Consider the following 18,505-nt stretch of genomic DNA (forward strand, 5'->3'; position numbering starts at 1 on the left):
AGGACTCGATGCTGCAGGGAGCGCTGGCCGGCTTGGCCGCCGGCGGGCTGTACGCGGTGCTGGCGGTCTGCCTGACGCTGATGTCGCGCCTGGTGCGGGTGGTGAACTTCGCCCAGTCCGCCACCGGGATGTTCGGCTGTTACGTGGCGGTGTTCCTGTCCGTCCACGCGGGACTGCCGACGTGGCTCGCCACGGTCACGGGGATCCTGCTCGGCGGGCTGCTCAGCGCGCTGCTCGGCTGGATCGTGTCCACCTGGCTCGCCGAGGCGGACACCGGCACCCGCTCGGCGGTCACCGTGGCGGTGCTGCTCCTGCTGATCTCGTTGTCGTTCATCCTGTTCGGCAACAAACCGCAGCCGTTCCACCCGATTCTCGACGGACCGGCGGTCACCGTGGGCGGCGTGGTGATCAGCCAGGTCACCGTGGTCACCGTCGCACTGGCGGTGCTGGTGGCGGTGGCCAGCCGGATCGTGCTGAGCCGGACCTCGGCGGGAGTCCAGCTCAGGGCGCTTTCGGAACGTCCGACGACGGCGGAACTGCTGGGCATCCCGGCGAAACGGCTCAGCGTCGCGGTCTGGGCGGTCACCGGGGTGGTCAGCACGCTGGTCATCTCGATCGTGGCGCCGTCGCAGTCCAACGACGCGACTTCGCTGGCGATGCTGGTGGTCCCCGCGGCCGCGGCGGCCCTGCTCGGCGGATTCCGCCGCCTCGACTTCGCCGTCGCGGGCGGGCTGGGGTTAGGCCTGATCCAGGGTGCCGCCGCGCAGGTCGACGGCCTTTCGGTGGTGCGGTACTTCCTGCCGTTCGCAGTGATCGTCGCGCTGCTGCTCTGGTCGCAGCGCAAGGAGGTGTGGGATGCGGCTCGCTGAACGAGGGATGCCGTTCGTCGTCGCGTTGGTGGCGATCGCGGCGGGCTACGGCCTGAGCGTCGGGCTCGACGGATATTTCGTCTACCTCGGCATGAGCGCCGTCGTCGCCGGGATCTCGCTGCTCGGGCTGGGCGTGGTCACCGGGAGCGCCGGCATGATCTCCCTGTGCCAGCTGACCTTCGGTGCGGTCGGCGCCTGGACGGTGTCCGCGCTGAACAAGGCGGAGGCCCCTGGCGGTTTCCTCACCTGGCTGCTGCTCGGCGGTCTCGCCGCCGGGCTGGTCGGGGTACTCGTCGGGCTCCCGGCGTTGCGGCTGCGCGGGATCAACCTCGCCGTCGTCACGCTGGGGCTCGCCGCCGCGGCCGATCTCGCGCTGGTGCAACTCCAGTTCCCCGGTGTCGCCGGAGGGATATCGGTCGAACGGCCCGACGCCTTCTCCGACGACCGGTCCTACTTCCAGCTCGCCATCGTGGTGCTGGTGCTGTGCTGCCTGGCCGTCTACTTCCTGCGCCGCGGGCGCTGGGGCAGCGCCTGGCAGGCGGTGGCGTTCTCCGAACGCGGCACGGCCGCCGCCGGGACGAGCGTGCGGACGTCGAAACTGACCGCGTTCGCGGTGAGCGCCACCCTCGGCGGGATCAGCGGCGGCCTGCTCACCGGACAGGTCGGGCTCGCCTTCCCGGCGAGTTTCACCGCGATCCAGTCGCTGGCGCTGTACGTGCTGGCGATCATGTCGGGCGCGCATCTGATCGACATGGCCGTGTTCGGCGCGGTGCTGTGGGTCGGCGTTCCCGAACTGCTGAAGCGCTGGGGAATCCCGCAGGACTGGGGTTTCGTGGTGTTCGGCGTACTCGGCGTCCAGGCGCTGGCCAGTGGCGGGAACCTCGGCACCACGGTGCGGAACGTCTGGTACCGGCGGGCCAAGAAGGAACCGGCGAAACTCGACCTCGCCGCCGGGACCGCGGACATCGAGTCCAAGGCGCCTGGCCCGCCGGTGCTCACCGTGCGCGGCCTGAGCGTGAACTTCGGGCACGTCGCCGCTCTGTCCTCAGTGGACATATCGGTGCCGGAACACGGGGTGCTCGGCGTGATCGGGCCGAACGGCGCGGGCAAGTCGACGCTGGTCGACGCGATCAGCGGCTTCCTCCCGAACGCCGAAGGCCAGGTCGAACTCGGCGGCGACCCACTGACCGGGTCGCCGTCGAACCGGGCCCGCGCCGGATTGCGCCGGACGTTCCAGCAGGACCGCGTCCCGCCGGGCCTGACGGTCGGGGCGTACCTCAAGTTCCTGGCCAGGCGACGGCTCACCGCCGATGAGATCGGCGAGGCGCTGGACTTCTTCGGCTGCCCCTCCGCCCGCACTCCACTGTCGCAAGTGGACGTCGGTGCGCGCAGGCTGGTCGAGGTCGTCGGGCATCTGCTGGCGCGGCCGCGTGTCCTGCTCCTCGACGAGCCGGCCGCGGGACTTCCGCACGAGGAACACGTCGCGTTCGGGGAACGGCTGAGGCAGGTTCCCGCCCGGTTCGGGGTGTCGGTGCTGCTGATCGAGCACGACCTCGACCTGGTGCGTTCGGTCTGCGACACGATCACCGTCCTCGACTTCGGCCGTGTCCTTGCCTCCGGCCCGCAGGCCGAAGTGCTCGCGGATCCGGCCGTGCTCAAGGCGTACATGGGTGAAACGGAGCTGTTGTGAACGCTTTGCGGATAGCGGGGCTGACGGTCACCCGCGGTGCCGGGCCGGTGATCTCCGGCGTCGACCTGACCTTGGAACCGGGCCGGATCACCGCGCTCGTCGGCCCCAACGGCGCCGGGAAGACCAGCCTGCTGGAGGCCGTCTCGGGCGTGGTGCCCGCCTCGGCAGGTACTGTCCACATCGGACCGGACGAGATCACGAAGCAGTCGCGCGTCTCCCGCGCGCGGCGGGGTCTGGCACATATCGAACAGGGCCGCGCGGTGTTCGGCGGCCTGACCGTGCTGGAGAACCTGATGCTGACCGCGCGCACCCGCACGCGGGCCGACGAACTGTTCGAACTGTTCCCCGAGCTGGAAAAACGCCGCGACTCACCGGCGGCGCTGCTCAGCGGTGGTGAACAGCAGATGGTGGTGCTGGCCCGCGCTTTCGCCGCGCGGCCGTCGTTCCTGCTGATCGACGAGATGTCACTGGGACTCGCGCCGGTGGTGTTCACGCGGCTGCTGCCGATGGTGACCCGCTTCGCCGAGGAGGGCGCGGCGATCCTGCTCGTCGAGCAGTTCACGCATCTGGCCCTCGGGGTGGCGAGCGACGCGCTGGTGGTGTCTTCGGGGCGCGTCACCTATGCGGGTTCCGCGCAGGGCCTGCTGGACTCCCCCGGCACCCTGCACTCGGCCTACCTCGGCGAATCCTGACCGGTCGGGTCTCCAACGAAATCCTGAAGCGCGTGAAGGCCCCCTTCCCTCGGCTGAGCCGAGGGAAGGGGGCCTTCACGCGCAACAACTACTCATTGAGGGCTTAGGGAGTTGAAAGCCGAGCCTGCCCCCAATGTGGCATCGGGGACGGTCAGCGTCCCCAATGCCACATTGGGGGCATCAGGCCGCGGCGCGAGCCGGCATCGCACGCGACGCTAAGAACCCATGCCCGCCCGTTCGAAGGCCAAAGTCGGCAGATCGACGGCGTGCGCGCCGCCGTCGGCCACGATCACCGCACCGGTGATGTACGACGACTCCGAAGACCCCAGGAACCGCACGATCGACGCGATCTCCTCGGGTTCGGCGGGGCGGCGCAGCGGGACCTCGGCGGTGACCCGCCGGTAACCCTCGGCGTGACCGCCGTCGAAGCCCGCGGCCTCGGCGAACTGGTCCATTTCGCCGTCCGCCATCGGGGTCCGCACCCAGCCGGGGCAGACCGCGTTCGCGCGGACGCCCTTCGGCCCGTAGTCGCGGGCGATCGAGCGTGTCAGGCCGATCAGCGCGTGCTTGGCGACGGTGTAGCCGGCGACGTTGGGCCCGGCGAACAGCCCGGCCAGCGAGGACACGATGACCACCTGACCACCGGTTTCCACCAGTGACGGCAGGGTGGCCCGGCAGAACACGAACGCGCTGGAGAGGTTCGAGCGCAGGGCCAGTTCCCATTCCTCGTCGCCGGTGTCGGTCACCGAAGACAGGCCGTGCCCGCCGGCGTTGGCCACCACGACGTCCAGCCTGCCGAACTCGCCGACGATCTCCGCCGCGGCGTTCTCGGCGGCTTCGCGATCGCTGGCGTCACACGCGATGACGCGCGCGCCGGTTTCGGCGGCCACCTTCTCCAGCGGCTCGCGCCGTCGTCCCAGCACCACCACCTGGGCACCCTCGTCGGCGTACCGGCGGGCCACCGCGGCACCGATACCGGTACCGCCACCCGTGATCGCGACAACCTTCTTCACTTGCGGAGTCCTTTCTAAGCGGGAAAACCGGAACGGGCCGAGACGCCGAAGTCGGCGAGCACGGCCTGGCCGTTGACCGCCCGCGAGCGCGCGGACGCGAGATGGAGCACTTGCCAGGCGACCTCTTCAGGAGCCTGCACCGGGAACGCGGGATCGTCGAGGACATCGCCGAGATCGCCGCGCGCCATCGGGGTGTCGACCACCGAGGGACAGACGCAGTTCACCCGGACGCCGGGAAGATCGACCGCGAGTGCCCTGGTCATCGCGACCACGGCCCCCTTCGAAGCGCAGTACGGCACCATGCCGGGCGCGCTGGTGAACGCCGAGTCGCTGGCCAGCAGGACCACCGAGCCACCCGAAGCGGTGAGCCACGGCGCGGCGTGTTTGACCAGCAGGAACTGGCCGGTGACGTTGACCGCCATGAGGGCGGCGAAGTCCGCCGCCGAGGTTTCGGTGACCGGTGTCCCCACCGGTCCGGAGATCCCTGCGCAGCCGACCACGACGTCGAGTCCGCCGAACCGGTCGGCCACGGCGCCGACAGCGGCGGCCACCGACGGCTCGTCGGTCACGTCGGCCTCGACCGCCAGGAGACCGTCGGCGAGTGTCGGCACGGGTGCCCGGTCGACGGCGCCGACCCGCGCCCCCTCGGCGAGGAAGGCGTCGACGCAGGCAAGGCCGATACCGGACGCCGCGCCGGTCACCAGCACGGCCTTGCCCGCGAGATCCAGTCGCATGGCGCCATCCTCCGGTCCTGGCCACGAACGGGGGTTGGCCATCAGTGCACCCTTCTTGTCCGCGGCCGCACGGCGGCCTTTTCAGCCGGGGACGGACCGGCAAGACTGCGAAGCATGACCAGGCCGCATCCGCTCGACCCGCTGACCGCCGACGAACTCACCGCTGGCCGCGCGATCCTGGCCGGCGAGGGCCTGCTCACCGAGACCACGCGATTCCCGGCCGTGCTGCCTGTGGAGCCGGAGAAGGGCGACGCCGCCCCCGACCGCCGCGTCCAGTACACGCTGCTGGACACCGCGACCGGCCAAGCGCGCGACGTGGTCGTTTCGCTGTCGAAACGCGAAGTGGTCTCCACTGAGGACTGCGGCGAAGGCCAGCCCGCGTACCTCTTCGAGGAGTACGACCTCGCCGCGTCGATCACCAAGGCGTCGCCGGAATGGCAGGCCGCGATGGAGCGGCGCGGTCTCGGTGACCGGATCGGGCAAGCCTTCTGCGCTCCCCTGGCGCCCGGATTCTTCGGCAGGCCCGACGAGACCGGCCGGGTCATCCGCTCGCTGACGTTCCTGCGTGACGACGAATCCGACAGCCCCTGGGCACATCCGGTCGAAGGCTTGATCGTGCACATCGACCTGACCGGGCAGCGCGTCATCCGGGTGGAGGACGAAGGCGACGTGCCCGTCCCGCCGGAGCACGGCCGCTACGACGGTGTCCCGGCCCGCGCCACCCTCAAGCCGATCGAGATCACCCAGCCGGAGGGTCCGAGCTTCACCGTCGACGGCAACGAGGTCACCTGGGAGGGCTGGAAGCTCCGGGTCGGCTTCAACGCCCGCGAGGGTCTGACCCTGCACCAGATCTCGTTCCAGAACCGCTCGGTGCTCCACCGGGCCTCGGTGCCGGAGATGGTGGTGCCCTACGGCGACACCGCGCCCGGCCGGTTCTGGATCAGCTACTTCGACGCGGGCGAGTACCTGCTCGGCAAGAACGGCAACGACCTGCGGCTGGGCTGCGACTGTCTCGGCGTCATCCACTACTTCCCCGCGTTCGTCGCCGACGACCACGGCCACCCGGTCGAGATCCCGCGGGCGATCTGCATGCACGAGGAGGACTACGGGATCCTCTGGAAGCACACGGATCTCGCCGGCCGCGCCGAGGTGCGGCGGTCGCGGCGGCTGGTGATCTCGTCCATCTCCACCATCGGCAACTACGACTACGGCTTCTTCTGGTACCTCTACCTCGACGGCACCGTGGAACTGGAGGCGAAGGCCACCGGCATCGTGTTCGCCGGCGCCGCGCATCCCGGCACGGACCACCCGCACGCCAACGAGATCGCGCCCGGCCTGTTCGCGCCGGTGCACCAGCACCTGTTCTGTGCGCGGCTGGACGTGGCGATCGACGGCGAACGCAACTCGCTCGTCGAGGTCGACGTCGAGCGGGTGCCGATGGGCGATCAGAACCCGTACGGGAACGCCTTCACCTGGAAGGAAACCCCGCTGCGAACCGAGCGGGAAGCACAGCGGCATGCGGATCCGGCCAAGGCACGCGTCTGGGAGATCCGCAGCGCGGAGCGGACCAACCGGCTCGGCTCGGCGACCGCGTACCAGCTCGTGCCGAGGCCGTCCGCGACCCTGATGGCACAGCCGGAGTCGACCGTCCACCAGCGGGCGACGTTCGCCACCCGTCACCTGTGGGCGACGCCGTACCGCGCGGACGAACGGTTCCCGGCGGGCGACCGGCCGAACGCGCATCCTGGCGGAGCGGGTCTCCCCGCCTGGACCGCCGCCGACCGCGATCTCGTCGACACCGATCTCGTGCTGTGGCACGTGTTCGGCCCGACCCACATCCCGCGTCCGGAGGACTGGCCGGTCATGCCGGTCGACTACTCCGGTTTCTCGTTGCGTCCCTACGGCTTCCTGGACCGAAACCCGGCCCTGGACCTGCCTTCCGGCGCCTCCGACGATCACTGTTCCGCCCACGAGCACTAGGACTCATCGATGCCCGAACTGACTTTGTCCGACACTTCCACCTGGCTGCCGTTGGACGGTCTCGCCCCCGGTTTCGACGCGAACAAGGCCCCCACGGTCGGCGACCTGCACGGCCGCACGTTCGAACTCGCCTGTGAAGACGGCAGCACGTTCACCGCGGCCTTCTCCGGCACCCGGATCGAATGGTCCTACCTCGGCACGGGTACCGACCGCTGCGAGACGTTCCTGGTCGACGACGACCTGTACTACGTCCAGTTCCACCCGCAGGCACGGCAGGACGAGGCGTTCACGCTGCTGCTTGACCTGCGCCGCGGCCGTGCCCTCCTGGTGCTGAGCAAGATCGGCGACACCTCGCCCCGTGTCACGCAGGCCTTCGTGGCCGCCACGATCGGCGGCATCGAGCCGACCGGGGAGTCGCTGGCCCCGACCACGTCGCTGGTCGGGCGCCGGGTGCTGTGGGTGTACAGCACCGAGCACGCCTACGAGCACGTGTACCTCAGCCCGCACTGGTACACGTGGCAGTGCCTGGCCGGTCCGGAGCGAGGGCTCGCGGACACCGACGAGAACTCGGTCTACGAGCTGCGGCCGGGTATCTACGTCTTCGCGTGGCGGGAGAAGGTGATCCCGTGCGCGTCGGTGACCGTCGCCGACCACCGTGACGCGAAACGGCTGCGCTCGCACGGTGTCCTTTTCGGACTGGACGCCACCGGGAGCACGCCCACCCACTTCACCTTCGGCGCGCACGGCAAGCTGTTGAGCACCACCGTGCACCCCGAGGCGTACGACCCCGCCGGGAGCTGAGCCTTGACCGCCGACATCGTCCTCACCAACGCCACCGTGTACACAGTGGACGGTGCCAGACCATGGGCATCGTCGCTGGCGATCAAGGACGGCAAGGTGCTGTCCCTGGAGGACATCGAACGCGGGCCGAACACCGAGGTCGTCGATCTCGAAGGCGCTTTCGTGATGCCCGGCCTGGTCGACGTGCACAACCACCACGCCCTCGCCGGCCGCGCGGCCCTGTTCGAACTGAACTTCGGCCTCGACGCCGGACTGGACGACATCCTCGCGGCCGTACACTCGCGGGCCGCCGGGCTCGGGCCGGACGAGTGGGTGGTCGGCGGCGCCTGGGCGTCCACTTTGGTCGGCACCCTTTCACGGTCTTCGGCGCGGCACGCGCTCGACGAGGCCGCCGGCGGACGACCCGTCATGCTTTCCGATGACAGCAGGCACAACCGCTGGGTCAGCAGCCGGGCGCTGGAACTGGCGGGCGTCACCTCGTCGACGCCCGACCCGGCGGGCGGGGAGATCGTCCGCGATCCTTCGACCGGTGAGCCCGTCGGCATTCTGCTCGAGGCGGCGGGCGTCGCCGTCGAGCGGGCGCTCAGCGAGACCCGGACGCTCACCGCGGATCAGCATGTGGCGGCGTCACGGCACGGCATCGGCACCCTGCACTCGTACGGCGTGACCGCGTTCCAGGACGCCGGCGTCTCCTCGGACATCCTGCGCGCGCTGAAATCGCTCGACGACGCGGGCGAACTGCGCGCGTGGGTCGTCTCGTCGCTGCTGATCAACGACCCGATCTTCGGTTTCGACCCGATCGGGGCACCGCTGCTGGAGGTCGCCGGGAAGTACCGGAGCGAGCACCATCGGCCGGACTTCGTGAAGATCTTCCTCGACGGCGTCCCGCCGACCAGGACCGCCGCGTTCCTGGAGCCGTACCTGCCGGACACCGCGCACGGAGCCTGTCACCACGGCGCCACCACCATGCCGGGTGACGAACTCGTGGGCTGGCTGCGTACCGCGGCCGAGGCGGGGCTGTCGGCCAAGGTGCACTGCACCGGGGACGCGTCGGTGCGCGCAACGCTGGACGCCGTCGAGAAGGTGCGTGCCGAGGGCTTCACCGAAGCGCGGTTCCAGGTCGCGCACGGCCAGTTCGTCCACCCCGACGACCTCCCCCGCTTCGCCGCGCTGGGCGTCGCCGCGGACATCTCGCCGTTCCTGTGGGTGCCCGGCGTCATCCCGGCGGCCATCGCCGAGGTGCTCCCCGGCGATCGCGCCGGGCGGATGCAGCCGAACCGGTCGCTGCTGGACGAGGGCGCGCTGGTCGCGGGCGGTTCGGACTGGCCGGTCAGCGAATCGCCGAACGCGTGGGAGGGCATCCACGGCCTCGTCACCCGCCAGGATCCGACCGGCACGTTCCCCGGAGCGCTGTGGCCGGAGCAGGCGATCACCCTGGCCGAAGCGGTCGAGGTCTTCACTCTGGCGGCCGCCCGCGCGATGGGACTGGGTGACGTCACCGGCTCATTGGTGCCCGGGAAGTCGGCGGATTTCGTCGTCCTCGACCGCGATCCGTTCCGAACCGATCCCGCCGCGCTCGTCAAGACAAAGGTGACACAAACGTGGTTCGCCGGGCACCGCGTGTATCACCAGGCCTGATCTCCTACACTGGTAGAAGAACCAGTGCGGGAGGTCTGCCGATGCCGAAGATCATCGACCACGACGAGCGGCGTAGCCACATCGTCGACGTCACCTGGGATTTGATCACCCAGGGCGGGATCGAGGCCGCCACCATGCGCGAGATCGCGGCGGCCGCCGGCTTCGCCAACGGCGCGCTCAAGCTGTACTTCCCGAGCAAGGAAGACATCATCCAGGCCACCTACGAACGCGCGCTCGGCATGATGCGCGAGTACGTGGAACTGGACGAGTTGCGCGGCCTGACCGCGCTCCGCGAGCTGTGCGTCTCGTCGATGCCCATCGACGAGGACCGCATCGCCGCGGGGCGCGTCCTGCTCACCTTCTGGCAGCTTTCGCTGACCAACCCGAAACTGCAGGACAAGTACCTCGAGCACATCCGCTCGTGGCGGGGCCTGCTGCACCGGTACCTCACCGAGGGCCGGGAGGACGGCGACATCGTCACCGAAATCCCCGACGAGCAGCTGGTCGACGAGGTCGTGCTGATCAACGCCGGGGCGAACGTGATGAGCCTGGTCGCCGGGGAGTTCTCGACGATCGCTTTGCAGCGGCAGCACCTCGAGTCGTTCTTCGACCGCCTCACCCGCCCCTGACGCACCCTTTCCCGCATCTGACGCCGCGAGGGCCTCCTTCCCTACCTTCAGAGTAGGGAAGGAGGCCTTCACGGCCAGGTGTCATCCGGCCACAGACACGCGAGTTACGGCCGCACACACGCGAGTTACGGCTCCAGACACGCGAGTGACGGCCGCCTACCCGATGGCGAAACCTCTACGAGGACGTTGCCGCAAGTAGGTGACTAATTGCGGCGGTCGAAGATCCGGGTCAGGAAGCTCGCCACGTGCCGGTGCGAGCGCGGCGAAGCCGGGAGATCGGTGTAGAGACCGTAGAACCCGTGGATCTGCCCCGAGTACCGCGTCAGCTCGACCTGCGGCCCGGCGTCGGTCAGGCGCCGCGCGAACTCCTCCCCCTCGTCCCGCAGGACGTCGTACTCGGCCGTGAGCACCAGCGCCGGCGGGAGCCCCGTCAAATCCGAGGCCCGCAGCGGCAGGAGATACGGGTCGTTCAGCTGAGCCGGATCCGACACGTACTGCTCGAAGAAGAACCGCATCGCCCCGGCGGTCATGCCGAAGCCCTCGGCGAAGTCCACATAGGACCGGAAGCCGTCGTCCGGGTGACCGTAGACCGGGCAGATCAGCACCTGCGCGGCCAGCGGCGGGCCACCCCGGTCGCGGGACATCATCGAGACCACCGTCGACAGGTTGCCGCCGGCGCTCTCCCCGCCGATCGCGATCCGCCCGGCATCGACCGCGGGACCCGCACCACCCGACGCGAGCCATTCGACGACGGCGTAGCAGTCGTCCGGAGCCGCCGGGAACGGATGCTCGGGCGCGAGCCGGTAGTCCACCGCGACCACGGCGACCTTGGCCACGTTGCACACCGTCCGCGACGCGACCTCGTTCTCGTCGATCGAGCCGATCGTCCACCCGCCGCCGTGGATCCAGACGAACACGGGCACCGGAGTGGCCGACTCGGGCAGGTAGATCCGCACGCGCACGCCGGAAGGCAGCACGTGGTCGGCGACCGAGGCGACCTCTTCGACCGACTCCGGACGTCGCCACGAAGCGGCGAACGCGGCTCGCAACTCGGCGGCCGTCGGGGGAACAGCGGGCGCTTCGGGCTGCGGACTGCGGGCGAGCAGCTCCTTGACGGCGGGATCGAGGGTCACGGTCACACCGCTTCCGCGACGAGCACCCGCGGACTGCCCGGCAGCGCCAGCCGGTCGGTGACCCGCCAGCCCGCCCCGTTCAGCCAATCCCGGACCTCGCCCTCCGGGTAGACGACCGTCCCGTCGATCACCAGGTACTCCCCCGCGTGCAGCGCGTCGATCGGGCGCTGGACCGCATCGTCGTCGAGGAAGAAGTCGAGCAGCAGCAAAGTCGCCCCCGGCGCCGCGGCGGCACGGGCGTTGCGCAGGATCTCCGCGTTCTGCTTCGCGTCGAACCGGTGGACGACGTGGTTGACCATCACCAGGTCGAACTCGCCTTCGGGCCGCGCGGTGGGTGTTTCCGCGCCGACGACGGTCGCGCGGTCCGCCAGGCCCGCCTCGGCCGCCGCGGTGGTGACCGACTCGGTGAAGCCCGGGTCGAAGACGAACGTGGTGCGCAGTTCGTCGTTGGCCTTCATGGCTTCGACCGCGAACGCACTTGAGAGCCCGCCCAGGTCCAGCAGCCTCCGGTGGGGGCCGAAATCGAACGCGCCGGCCAGCATCTTGGCGTGCAGGGCGTTATACGTCATGACGCCGGACATGAAGGTGCCCCAGCGCGCGTCGTCCATCTCCAGCTTCCCGGGCTCGCCACTGTCGGCCGTGTGACCGAATTGCAGCCAATGCGGGTAGCTGATCGAGTCCAGGAACGTCAGGAACGGTGCCAGATCGAGGTCTCCGCCGCCGAGGTACGCCGCGGCGTCGGCAGCCAGCGCGTACCGTCCGTCCACACGCGACAGCAGACCGAGTGATGACATGGCGTCACCGAGGATGCGGGTGATCTTCTCCGGTTTGCCGGTCTTCCCCGCCAGTTCCGCGGCCGTCAGCGGCCCGTCGGCGAGTGCGGTGAACAGGCCGATCCGGCTCGCCGCGAAGAGTTGCTTTGCCGCCATGTACCCCACGGCGATGTCCACGATCCGCTCGGGACCGGCAGTCTTGGTCGACCCGCTCACGGGTGCCCTCCTTAAGCTCGTTTCCGCCGAGAGTCTACAGACGTAGACAAAAGAATCCAGTGCAAGTTTTCGCCCACCACCAGGAAAAACCTGCCGGATATCAACTTCCTACATTCGTAGAATATACCCATTGACAGCACCCCCGCCCAGTGTCAACATGCGTAGAACTACCCCCGCCGGAGGCTCGTTCCCCGGCAGTGCGGCCCGCTTCGGGCGGGCTCGGGAAAGGGGATTCATGACCCTGCTCGAATTACGAGAACTGACCGTCGGCGTGATCGCCGACGAAACCGAACGCGAACTGGTCCGCGAACTCTCGTTCGACCTCGAACAAGGCCGGACACTGTGCGTGGTCGGCGAATCCGGCAGCGGTAAAACGGTCACGGCCTTGTCGATCATCCGGTTACTGGAGTTCGTCGCACCGGTGTTCACCCGCGGCGCGATCACCGTCGACGGCGTGGACGTCACGCGGCTTTCCGCCGACGAGATGCGCGCCTACCGCGGCCCGCGGATCGGCATGATCTTCCAGGAGGCGCTGGATTCGCTCAACCCGAGCCAACGGGTCGGCAAGCAGCTGATCGAGGCGTACCGGAAACCCGGTTCCCTGCCACGCCAGGCCGCACGCAAGGGCACGCCGCTGCACCGTGAAGCCGAGGCGAAAGCACGCGGTTTGCTGCAGGAGGTCGGGCTCACCGACACCGACCGGGTGCTTTCCCTGTACCCGCACCAGATGTCGGGCGGGATGCAGCAGCGCGTGATGATCGCATTGGCGCTGATGGCCGACCCGGCCCTCCTGATCGCGGACGAGCCGACCACGGCCTTGGACGTGACCACGCAGGCGGAGATCCTCACCCTGTTCGACCGCGTCCGCCGCGACCACGGCACCGCCTGCGTCTTCATCACGCACGACATGGGGGTGGCCGCGCAGGTCGCCGACCGGATCGCGGTGATGTACCGCGGCGAACTCGTCGAACTCGGGTCCACAGAGGACATTCTGCACGCGCCGAAGCATCCCTACACCAAGGCCTTGCTCGACTGCGTCCCGCAGCTCGGGGTGAGCAGGCGTGACGGGTTCCCCACCATCTCCGAAGCACTGCTCGAAGCCGCGATGAACGGCGAATCGGCGGTCGCGACCGAAACCAGGTCGTTGAGCCGCGCGAAGACCGAAGGCACCGGCGAGGGCACCGCGCTCGTCATCGATTCGGTGTCCAAAGTGTACGGACGACGCGGCCGGTTCTCCCTGAGCCGCGATCCCGAGGTGCACGCGGTCAAGGACGTCTCCTTGGAGATCGCGCCCGGCGAGTTCTTCGGCCTGGTCGGGGAATCCGGTTCGGGCAAGACCACGCTCGGCAGGCTGGTGAGCGCGCTCGAGACGCCCACCAAAGGCACCATCACCTTCGGCGCGCACCGGTGCACGCCGTCCGGGCTCGACGGCGACGAGCGCGCGTTCCGCAGCCGCGCACAGCTCATCTTCCAGGATCCGCAGAGTTCGCTCGATCCCCGGCACACCGCCGCCCGGATCATCGCCGAGCCGTTGCGGGAACTCACCGGCCTCCGCGGCGCCGAGCTGGACCGCCGTGTCACGGAACTGATCGACGAGGTCGGTCTCCCGTCCGACACCGCGAAGAAAATCCCCTCGCAACTCTCCGGCGGGCAGCGGCAGCGTGTCTCGATCGCCCGCGCGATCGCCGCCGAACCCGACCTCATCGTCGCCGACGAGCCCACCTCCGCGCTCGACGTGTCGGTGCAGGGCCAGGTGATGAACCTGCTGCTGGAACTGCGGCGCACCCGCGCGCTCAGTTTCCTGTTCATCACGCACAACCTCAGCCTGGTGCTCTCCGTCGCCGATCGCGTCGGCGTGATGTACCGGGGCGAACTGATCGAAATCGGCGGACCGGACGAGATCCGGCTCCGTGCCCGGCACGAGTACACCCGCCGTCTCCTCGCGGCGAACCCCGAACTGCCCGCCCACCCCCACACTGGAGTGCGGAACCCATGAGACGAACCCTGACCAAGGCCGCGTTCGGCCTGGCGACCGTCCTGCTGATCAGCTCGTGCATGGGAAGCCAGGCGGGCGGTGGGGCCGCCGACGGGCCGCCGAAGCCCGGCGGCAACCTGAACGTCGCCGTGCCCACCGATCCGCAGTCCCTCGACATGGTCGCGAACCCCGGCCAGGTGACCGCGCATATCGGCAACATGATGTACGAGAAGCTGTTCGAGGTCGACAAGGGCTTCACCGCCCGGCCCATGCTGGTCGAGGACTACACCACCAGCCCGGACAGGCTCACCTACACCTTCAAGCTGCGCCAGGGCGTCACCTTCCATGACGGCAACCCGCTGACGTCCGAGGACGTCGTGGCGAGCCTGAAGCGGTGGCAGCAGGTGCACCGCACCGGTCAGCTGGTCACGCCGGACATCGAGGCGATCACGCCGGCCGACCCGGCGACGGTGACCATCAAGCTCAAGCAGCCGCGCTATCCGCTGATCAACGAACTCGCCGGCGCGGGCACGGAGATCTACGAGGCGAAGAACCTCGCCGGCGTCGCGCCGACCGGTTTCGCCCAGGACAAGGCGATCGGGACCGGGCCGTACAAGCTCAAGAGCTGGGACATCGGCCGCGAGCTGGTGCTGGAGCGGTACTCCGGCTACAAGTCCCGGTCCGAAGAGGACTGGGGTGGACAGGCGGGCGCCAAACACGCGTACCTGGACACCGTGACCTACAAGGTGGTCTCCGACCAGGACGCGCTGATCAACGGCCTCCAGACCGGCCAGTGGGACCACATCATGCCCACGAACGACCAGTACGAGCCGCTGCGCAACAACCCGGCCGTGGTCGTGCACAACCTGCCCGGCGGCAACGACAACGTGGTGATCCCGAACTTCAACACCGGTTCGAAGTTCGCCGACCCCCGTGCCCGCGAGGCGCTGAACCTGCTGCTGGACAAGCCCGCGATCAACGCGGCCACCGGCGGCAGCAAGGACCTCACCGTCGAGACCGGCGCGTTCGCCTCGCCGGACAACAAGCAGTTCTATTCGACCGCGGGCGAAGAGGTCTATAAGAAGCACGATCCGGAGAAGGCCAAGCAACTGCTGGCCGAGGTCGGGATCACGGCCGGCGCCACGATCCGGATCGTCACCACGAACTCGTACCCGGAGTTCGGCAAGTGGGCGGTGCTGATCCAGGACAGCCTGTCGAAGATCGGCATCAACACCAAGATCGACACCTTCGACTTCGCGACCATGCTCGGCACGCTGACCAAGGAACCGGGCGGCTGGGACATCACCACGCTGTTCTTCGACTCGGCGCTGACCTCGCCGGCGCAGATGCCCGCGCTCACCCTGGGCACGCTGAACGGTTCGTCCTCTCCCGAGCTTGACGCGCTCATGGCCGAGTTCAACGCCTCGACCACGCCGGAGCAGGCGAAAGCAGTGGTCGACAAGCTGCAGGCGTTCACCTGGAAGCAGCTGTCGGTGATCACCCTGAGCCAGTCGAAGCTGTACGCGGCCTACTCCCCCAAGCTCAAGGGTTACGGCGACTTCTATCGCGTCTTCTGGAACACCTGGCTGGCGTCATGACCGGTCTGCTACTGCGCAGGCTGCGCGATCTGGTGATCATCCTGGTGATCGTCGGGACGATGATGTTCTTCGTCATCCGGCTGATCCCCGGCGACCCGGCGCAGGCCATCCTCGGCCCGACCGCGCGACCGTCCGATGTGGACGCTCTGCGAGAGAGCATGGGATTGAACGGGACGCTTTGGGAGCAGTACTTCAGTTGGGCCGGGAACGTGCTGCAGGGCGACTTCGGCACGTCGATCACCTACCACGCTCCGGTGCTCGGTGTGGTCGCCGACCACATCCTGCCGACGCTGACCCTTGCCGTGCTGTCCACCGTGATCAGCTTCTTCCTCTCGGTCGCGATCACCTCGTGGCAGGCGGTGTCGCCACGCAATCCGGTGGCGCGGGCGCTGGACCGGTTGTCCGCGCTCGGGATGGCGATGCCGGACTTCTGGATCTCGCTGATGCTCGTGCTGGTGTTCTCGGTGACGCTGCGCTGGTTCCCCTCCAGCGGCTACGAGAACCTGTTCACCGATCCCGCGACGGCGGTGCCCGCGCTGGTACTGCCGCTGACCGTGCTGGTCATCGGCCAGACCGCGTTGTTCGTGCTCACCCTGCGGGAAAGCCTGCTCGGCGAACTGCCGTTGGCGTATCTGCGCACCGCGCGGGTGAAGGGGCTGTCGGAGCGGCAGGTCATGACCAAGCATGTCCTGCCGAACGCGCTGATGCCGCTGATCACCCAGCTGGGCAGCAACTTCGCCATGCTGGTCGGCGGCATCGTGATCATCGAGTCCATCTTCGTCGTGCCGGGGCTGGGCCATCTGCTGATGGGCGCGGTGTCCACTCGCGACTTCCCGCTGATCCAGGGTGTGACCCTGTTCGTCGCGGTGCTGTTCGTGCTGGTCAACCTGCTGGTGGACCTGTCGTACGCGCTGCTCGACCCGAAGGTGCGTGTCTCGTGAGCGTGGCACTGGTGGAAAAGACGTCGCCGGTACGCGAAACGCCGCCGTCCGGCCGGGCCGCCAGGGTGTTCCGGCGCAACCGGATGCTGGTGATCACGACCGGGTTGCTGGCGGTGATCGTCCTGGCCGTGATCGTGCTGCCGTTCTTCCTGCCGAGCGTCAGCGCGACCGACCCGGTCAACCGGCTCCTGCCGCCGTCGGCCGCGCATCCCCTCGGCACGGACTCGTTCGGCCGTGACGTGCTCGCCCGGCTGGTCTCCGGCGGGCGGGCGTCGCTCGGGCTGTCCGCGCTGATCACCCTGTGCGCGGCCTTCACCGGCCTGGTGATCGGCCTGATCAGCGGGTTCTTCCGCGCCGCCGACGCGGTGCTGATGCGGGTGATGGACGCCTGGATGTCGTTCCCGGCGATCATCCTCGCGATGGCGCTGGCGATCTCGCTCGGCGCGAGCATCTGGACCGAACTCATCGCGCTGACGGTGATCTTCACGCCGTTCACCGCCCGCGTCATCCGCAGCCGGGTGCTCGGCATCGCCGGGCGTGCCTACATCGGTGCCGCCCGGGTTTCGGGGATGAGCAAGGGGAAGATCCTCGTCGTGCACGTGTTCCCGAACGTGCTGCCGCTGGCGCTGGTGCAGGTGGTGATCCTGTCCGCGGCGGCGATGCTGGTGGACGGGGCGATGAGCTTCCTCGGTCTCGGCATCGCTCCCCCGACCCCGACCTGGGGGAACATGATCGCCGAAGGCCGGTCGTACCTCGTGCAGGCGCCCTGGCTGGTGATCGTGCCCGGCGTGACGATCATGGTGTGCGTGTTCCTGCTGAACCTGATCGGCTCGTCGCTGCGGATCGCCGTCGACGCCCGCGCGCGGACACTGAGCGAGATGCAGCGCCTGCGCACCCGCCGCCCCTCCGGCAACTGAGAAAGGATTCCGTTGTCTGCCACTACTTCCTTGGCCGTGCGCCGCTTCGCCCCCGAGACCGTTTCGGGACCGCCTGTGCTGCTGGTGCACGGATTCGCCTCCGACGGGCACACCGATTGGATCACCACGGGCTGGCCCGCCGCCCTCACCGCCGCGGGCCGCGAAGTGCTCGTGCCCGACCTCCCCGCGCACGGCTCCAGCCCGGCTCCCTCGGGTTCGCTGGGTGCCGCCGCGATCACTTCGGAACTGACCCGGCTGGTCTCGGATCTGTCCGAAGTGGACATTGCCGGGTACTCGCTCGGCGCGCGGCTGGCCTGGGAACTGCCCGCGCAAGCCCCGGTCCGGCGGCTCGTACTCGCCGGCGTGAGCCCGTTCGAACCGTTCGGCGCCGTAGACATCGCGGCCGCGCTGGCGTTCGCCGACGGCGGCAAGGCACCGGCGGATCCGCTCACCGGGATGATCGCGCACATGATCACCGCGCCGGGACGCAATCCCGCCGCGCTCGCGCGGTGCATCGAAGACCTGCGGGCGGAGCCTTTCTCACCGGTTTCCGGTGCGGTGTCCGTGCCGACGCGGTTCGTCGCGGGGGTGGAGGATCCGGTGAGCCAGGGTATCGAGACTTTGGTGGAACTGGTGCCGGGGGCGGATCTCGTGCGAGTGCCCGGGGATCACGGTGGGGCTTTGCGGAGTCCGGAGTTCAAGGCAGCGGTACTGGAGTTCCTCGGCTGAGGTTGCGCCTCGGCGGCACCGGCCGGCGTGTCATGAAAGGGTCGTTCAGGACATCTTTTGTCCTGAACGACCCTTTCATGACACCCGGGAGGCAGGCGGCCCCCGCCGTGTTGCGAAAGTGGCTTTCGCAACGTCTCGCGAGGCACGACCGATGCCATGAAAGGTCCTTTCCTTGCA

16 protein-coding genes are annotated in these 18,505 nt (G+C 68.9%); 12 read left to right on the forward strand and 4 right to left on the reverse strand.

Annotation, left to right across the window (positions count from 1 at the left end; translation table 11 throughout):
- Positions 1–8: 8 nt before the first annotated feature.
- The 3 genes from DMH03_RS24570 to DMH03_RS24580 are packed head-to-tail and all read left to right on the forward strand — an operon-like array spanning position 9 to position 3,251.
- On the forward strand, positions 9–869 hold the full coding sequence (locus DMH03_RS24570) for a branched-chain amino acid ABC transporter permease (protein ID WP_125794351.1): 861 nt from the start codon (positions 9–11) through the stop codon (positions 867–869).
- Positions 856–2,559 (forward strand): ATP-binding cassette domain-containing protein, encoded by a 1,704-nt coding sequence (locus tag DMH03_RS24575; RefSeq protein WP_125794352.1) that lies wholly within the window; start codon positions 856–858, stop codon positions 2,557–2,559. Before DMH03_RS24570 ends, DMH03_RS24575 begins: the two co-directional genes overlap by 14 nt.
- Positions 2,556–3,251 carry an ABC transporter ATP-binding protein gene (locus tag DMH03_RS24580; RefSeq protein WP_125794353.1) on the forward strand — a complete coding sequence of 232 codons (696 nt, stop codon included), beginning with the start codon at positions 2,556–2,558 and terminating at the stop codon, positions 3,249–3,251. The genes DMH03_RS24575 and DMH03_RS24580 overlap by 4 nt, the downstream gene beginning before the upstream one ends.
- 215 nt (positions 3,252–3,466) lie before the next feature.
- Here DMH03_RS24580 and DMH03_RS24585 read toward each other — a convergent pair whose 3' ends face one another.
- A complete protein-coding gene (locus tag DMH03_RS24585; protein ID WP_125794354.1) occupies positions 3,467–4,264 on the reverse strand; it encodes an SDR family NAD(P)-dependent oxidoreductase in 798 nt (265 codons plus the stop codon).
- A gap of 14 nt (positions 4,265–4,278) precedes the next feature.
- A complete protein-coding gene (locus DMH03_RS24590) occupies positions 4,279–4,998 on the reverse strand; it encodes an SDR family NAD(P)-dependent oxidoreductase (protein WP_125794355.1) in 720 nt (239 codons plus the stop codon).
- Positions 4,999–5,112: 114 nt separating this feature from the next.
- On the opposite strand from DMH03_RS24590, the gene DMH03_RS24595 reads away from it, so the two are divergent.
- The 4 genes from DMH03_RS24595 to DMH03_RS24610 are packed head-to-tail and all read left to right on the forward strand — an operon-like array spanning position 5,113 to position 10,046.
- The gene (locus DMH03_RS24595; protein WP_125794356.1) at positions 5,113–6,978 is read left to right on the forward strand and encodes a primary-amine oxidase; all 1,866 of its coding nucleotides are present in this window, start codon (positions 5,113–5,115) and stop codon (positions 6,976–6,978) included.
- A 9-nt stretch (positions 6,979–6,987) separates the two neighbouring features.
- Entirely contained in the window at positions 6,988–7,779 is a 792-nt protein-coding gene (locus DMH03_RS24600) for a molybdenum cofactor biosynthesis F family protein (RefSeq protein ID WP_125794357.1), read from the forward strand.
- Between the two features lie 3 nt (positions 7,780–7,782).
- Positions 7,783–9,417, forward strand: a complete 1,635-nt coding sequence (locus DMH03_RS24605) for an amidohydrolase (RefSeq protein ID WP_125794358.1) — start codon at positions 7,783–7,785, stop codon at positions 9,415–9,417.
- A 41-nt stretch (positions 9,418–9,458) separates the two neighbouring features.
- Complete coding sequence (locus DMH03_RS24610) at positions 9,459–10,046, forward strand: TetR/AcrR family transcriptional regulator (protein WP_125794359.1); 588 nt, start codon at positions 9,459–9,461, stop codon at positions 10,044–10,046.
- A gap of 203 nt (positions 10,047–10,249) precedes the next feature.
- On the opposite strand, the gene DMH03_RS24615 is transcribed toward DMH03_RS24610, so the two are convergent.
- Both DMH03_RS24615 and DMH03_RS24620 read right to left on the reverse strand, forming a co-directional pair.
- Positions 10,250–11,185 (reverse strand): alpha/beta hydrolase, encoded by a 936-nt coding sequence (locus DMH03_RS24615; protein WP_125794360.1) that lies wholly within the window; start codon positions 11,183–11,185, stop codon positions 10,250–10,252.
- Entirely contained in the window at positions 11,182–12,168 is a 987-nt protein-coding gene (locus DMH03_RS24620; RefSeq protein WP_125794361.1) for a methyltransferase dimerization domain-containing protein, read from the reverse strand. Before DMH03_RS24620 ends, DMH03_RS24615 begins: the two co-directional genes overlap by 4 nt.
- 235 nt (positions 12,169–12,403) lie before the next feature.
- Here DMH03_RS24620 and DMH03_RS24625 point away from each other — a divergent pair, with 235 nt between their 5' ends.
- The 5 genes from DMH03_RS24625 (at position 12,404) to DMH03_RS24645 (ending at position 18,328) form a co-directional block, all read left to right on the forward strand.
- On the forward strand, positions 12,404–14,164 hold the full coding sequence (locus DMH03_RS24625) for an ABC transporter ATP-binding protein (RefSeq protein ID WP_125794362.1): 1,761 nt from the start codon (positions 12,404–12,406) through the stop codon (positions 14,162–14,164).
- Positions 14,161–15,741, forward strand: a complete 1,581-nt coding sequence (locus DMH03_RS24630) for an ABC transporter substrate-binding protein (RefSeq protein WP_125794363.1) — start codon at positions 14,161–14,163, stop codon at positions 15,739–15,741. The genes DMH03_RS24625 and DMH03_RS24630 overlap by 4 nt, the downstream gene beginning before the upstream one ends.
- The gene (locus DMH03_RS24635; protein WP_125678541.1) at positions 15,738–16,682 is read left to right on the forward strand and encodes an ABC transporter permease; all 945 of its coding nucleotides are present in this window, start codon (positions 15,738–15,740) and stop codon (positions 16,680–16,682) included. Before DMH03_RS24630 ends, DMH03_RS24635 begins: the two co-directional genes overlap by 4 nt.
- Positions 16,679–17,599, forward strand: coding sequence for an ABC transporter permease (locus DMH03_RS24640; protein WP_125794364.1), 921 nt, complete (start codon positions 16,679–16,681; stop codon positions 17,597–17,599). Before DMH03_RS24635 ends, DMH03_RS24640 begins: the two co-directional genes overlap by 4 nt.
- 75 nt (positions 17,600–17,674) lie before the next feature.
- A complete protein-coding gene (locus DMH03_RS24645; RefSeq protein ID WP_125794632.1) occupies positions 17,675–18,328 on the forward strand; it encodes an alpha/beta fold hydrolase in 654 nt (217 codons plus the stop codon).
- Positions 18,329–18,505 lie beyond the last annotated feature (177 nt).

The sequence above is a fragment of the Amycolatopsis sp. WAC 01376 genome, assembly GCF_003947415.1.
Lineage (GTDB): Bacteria > Actinomycetota > Actinomycetes > Mycobacteriales > Pseudonocardiaceae > Amycolatopsis.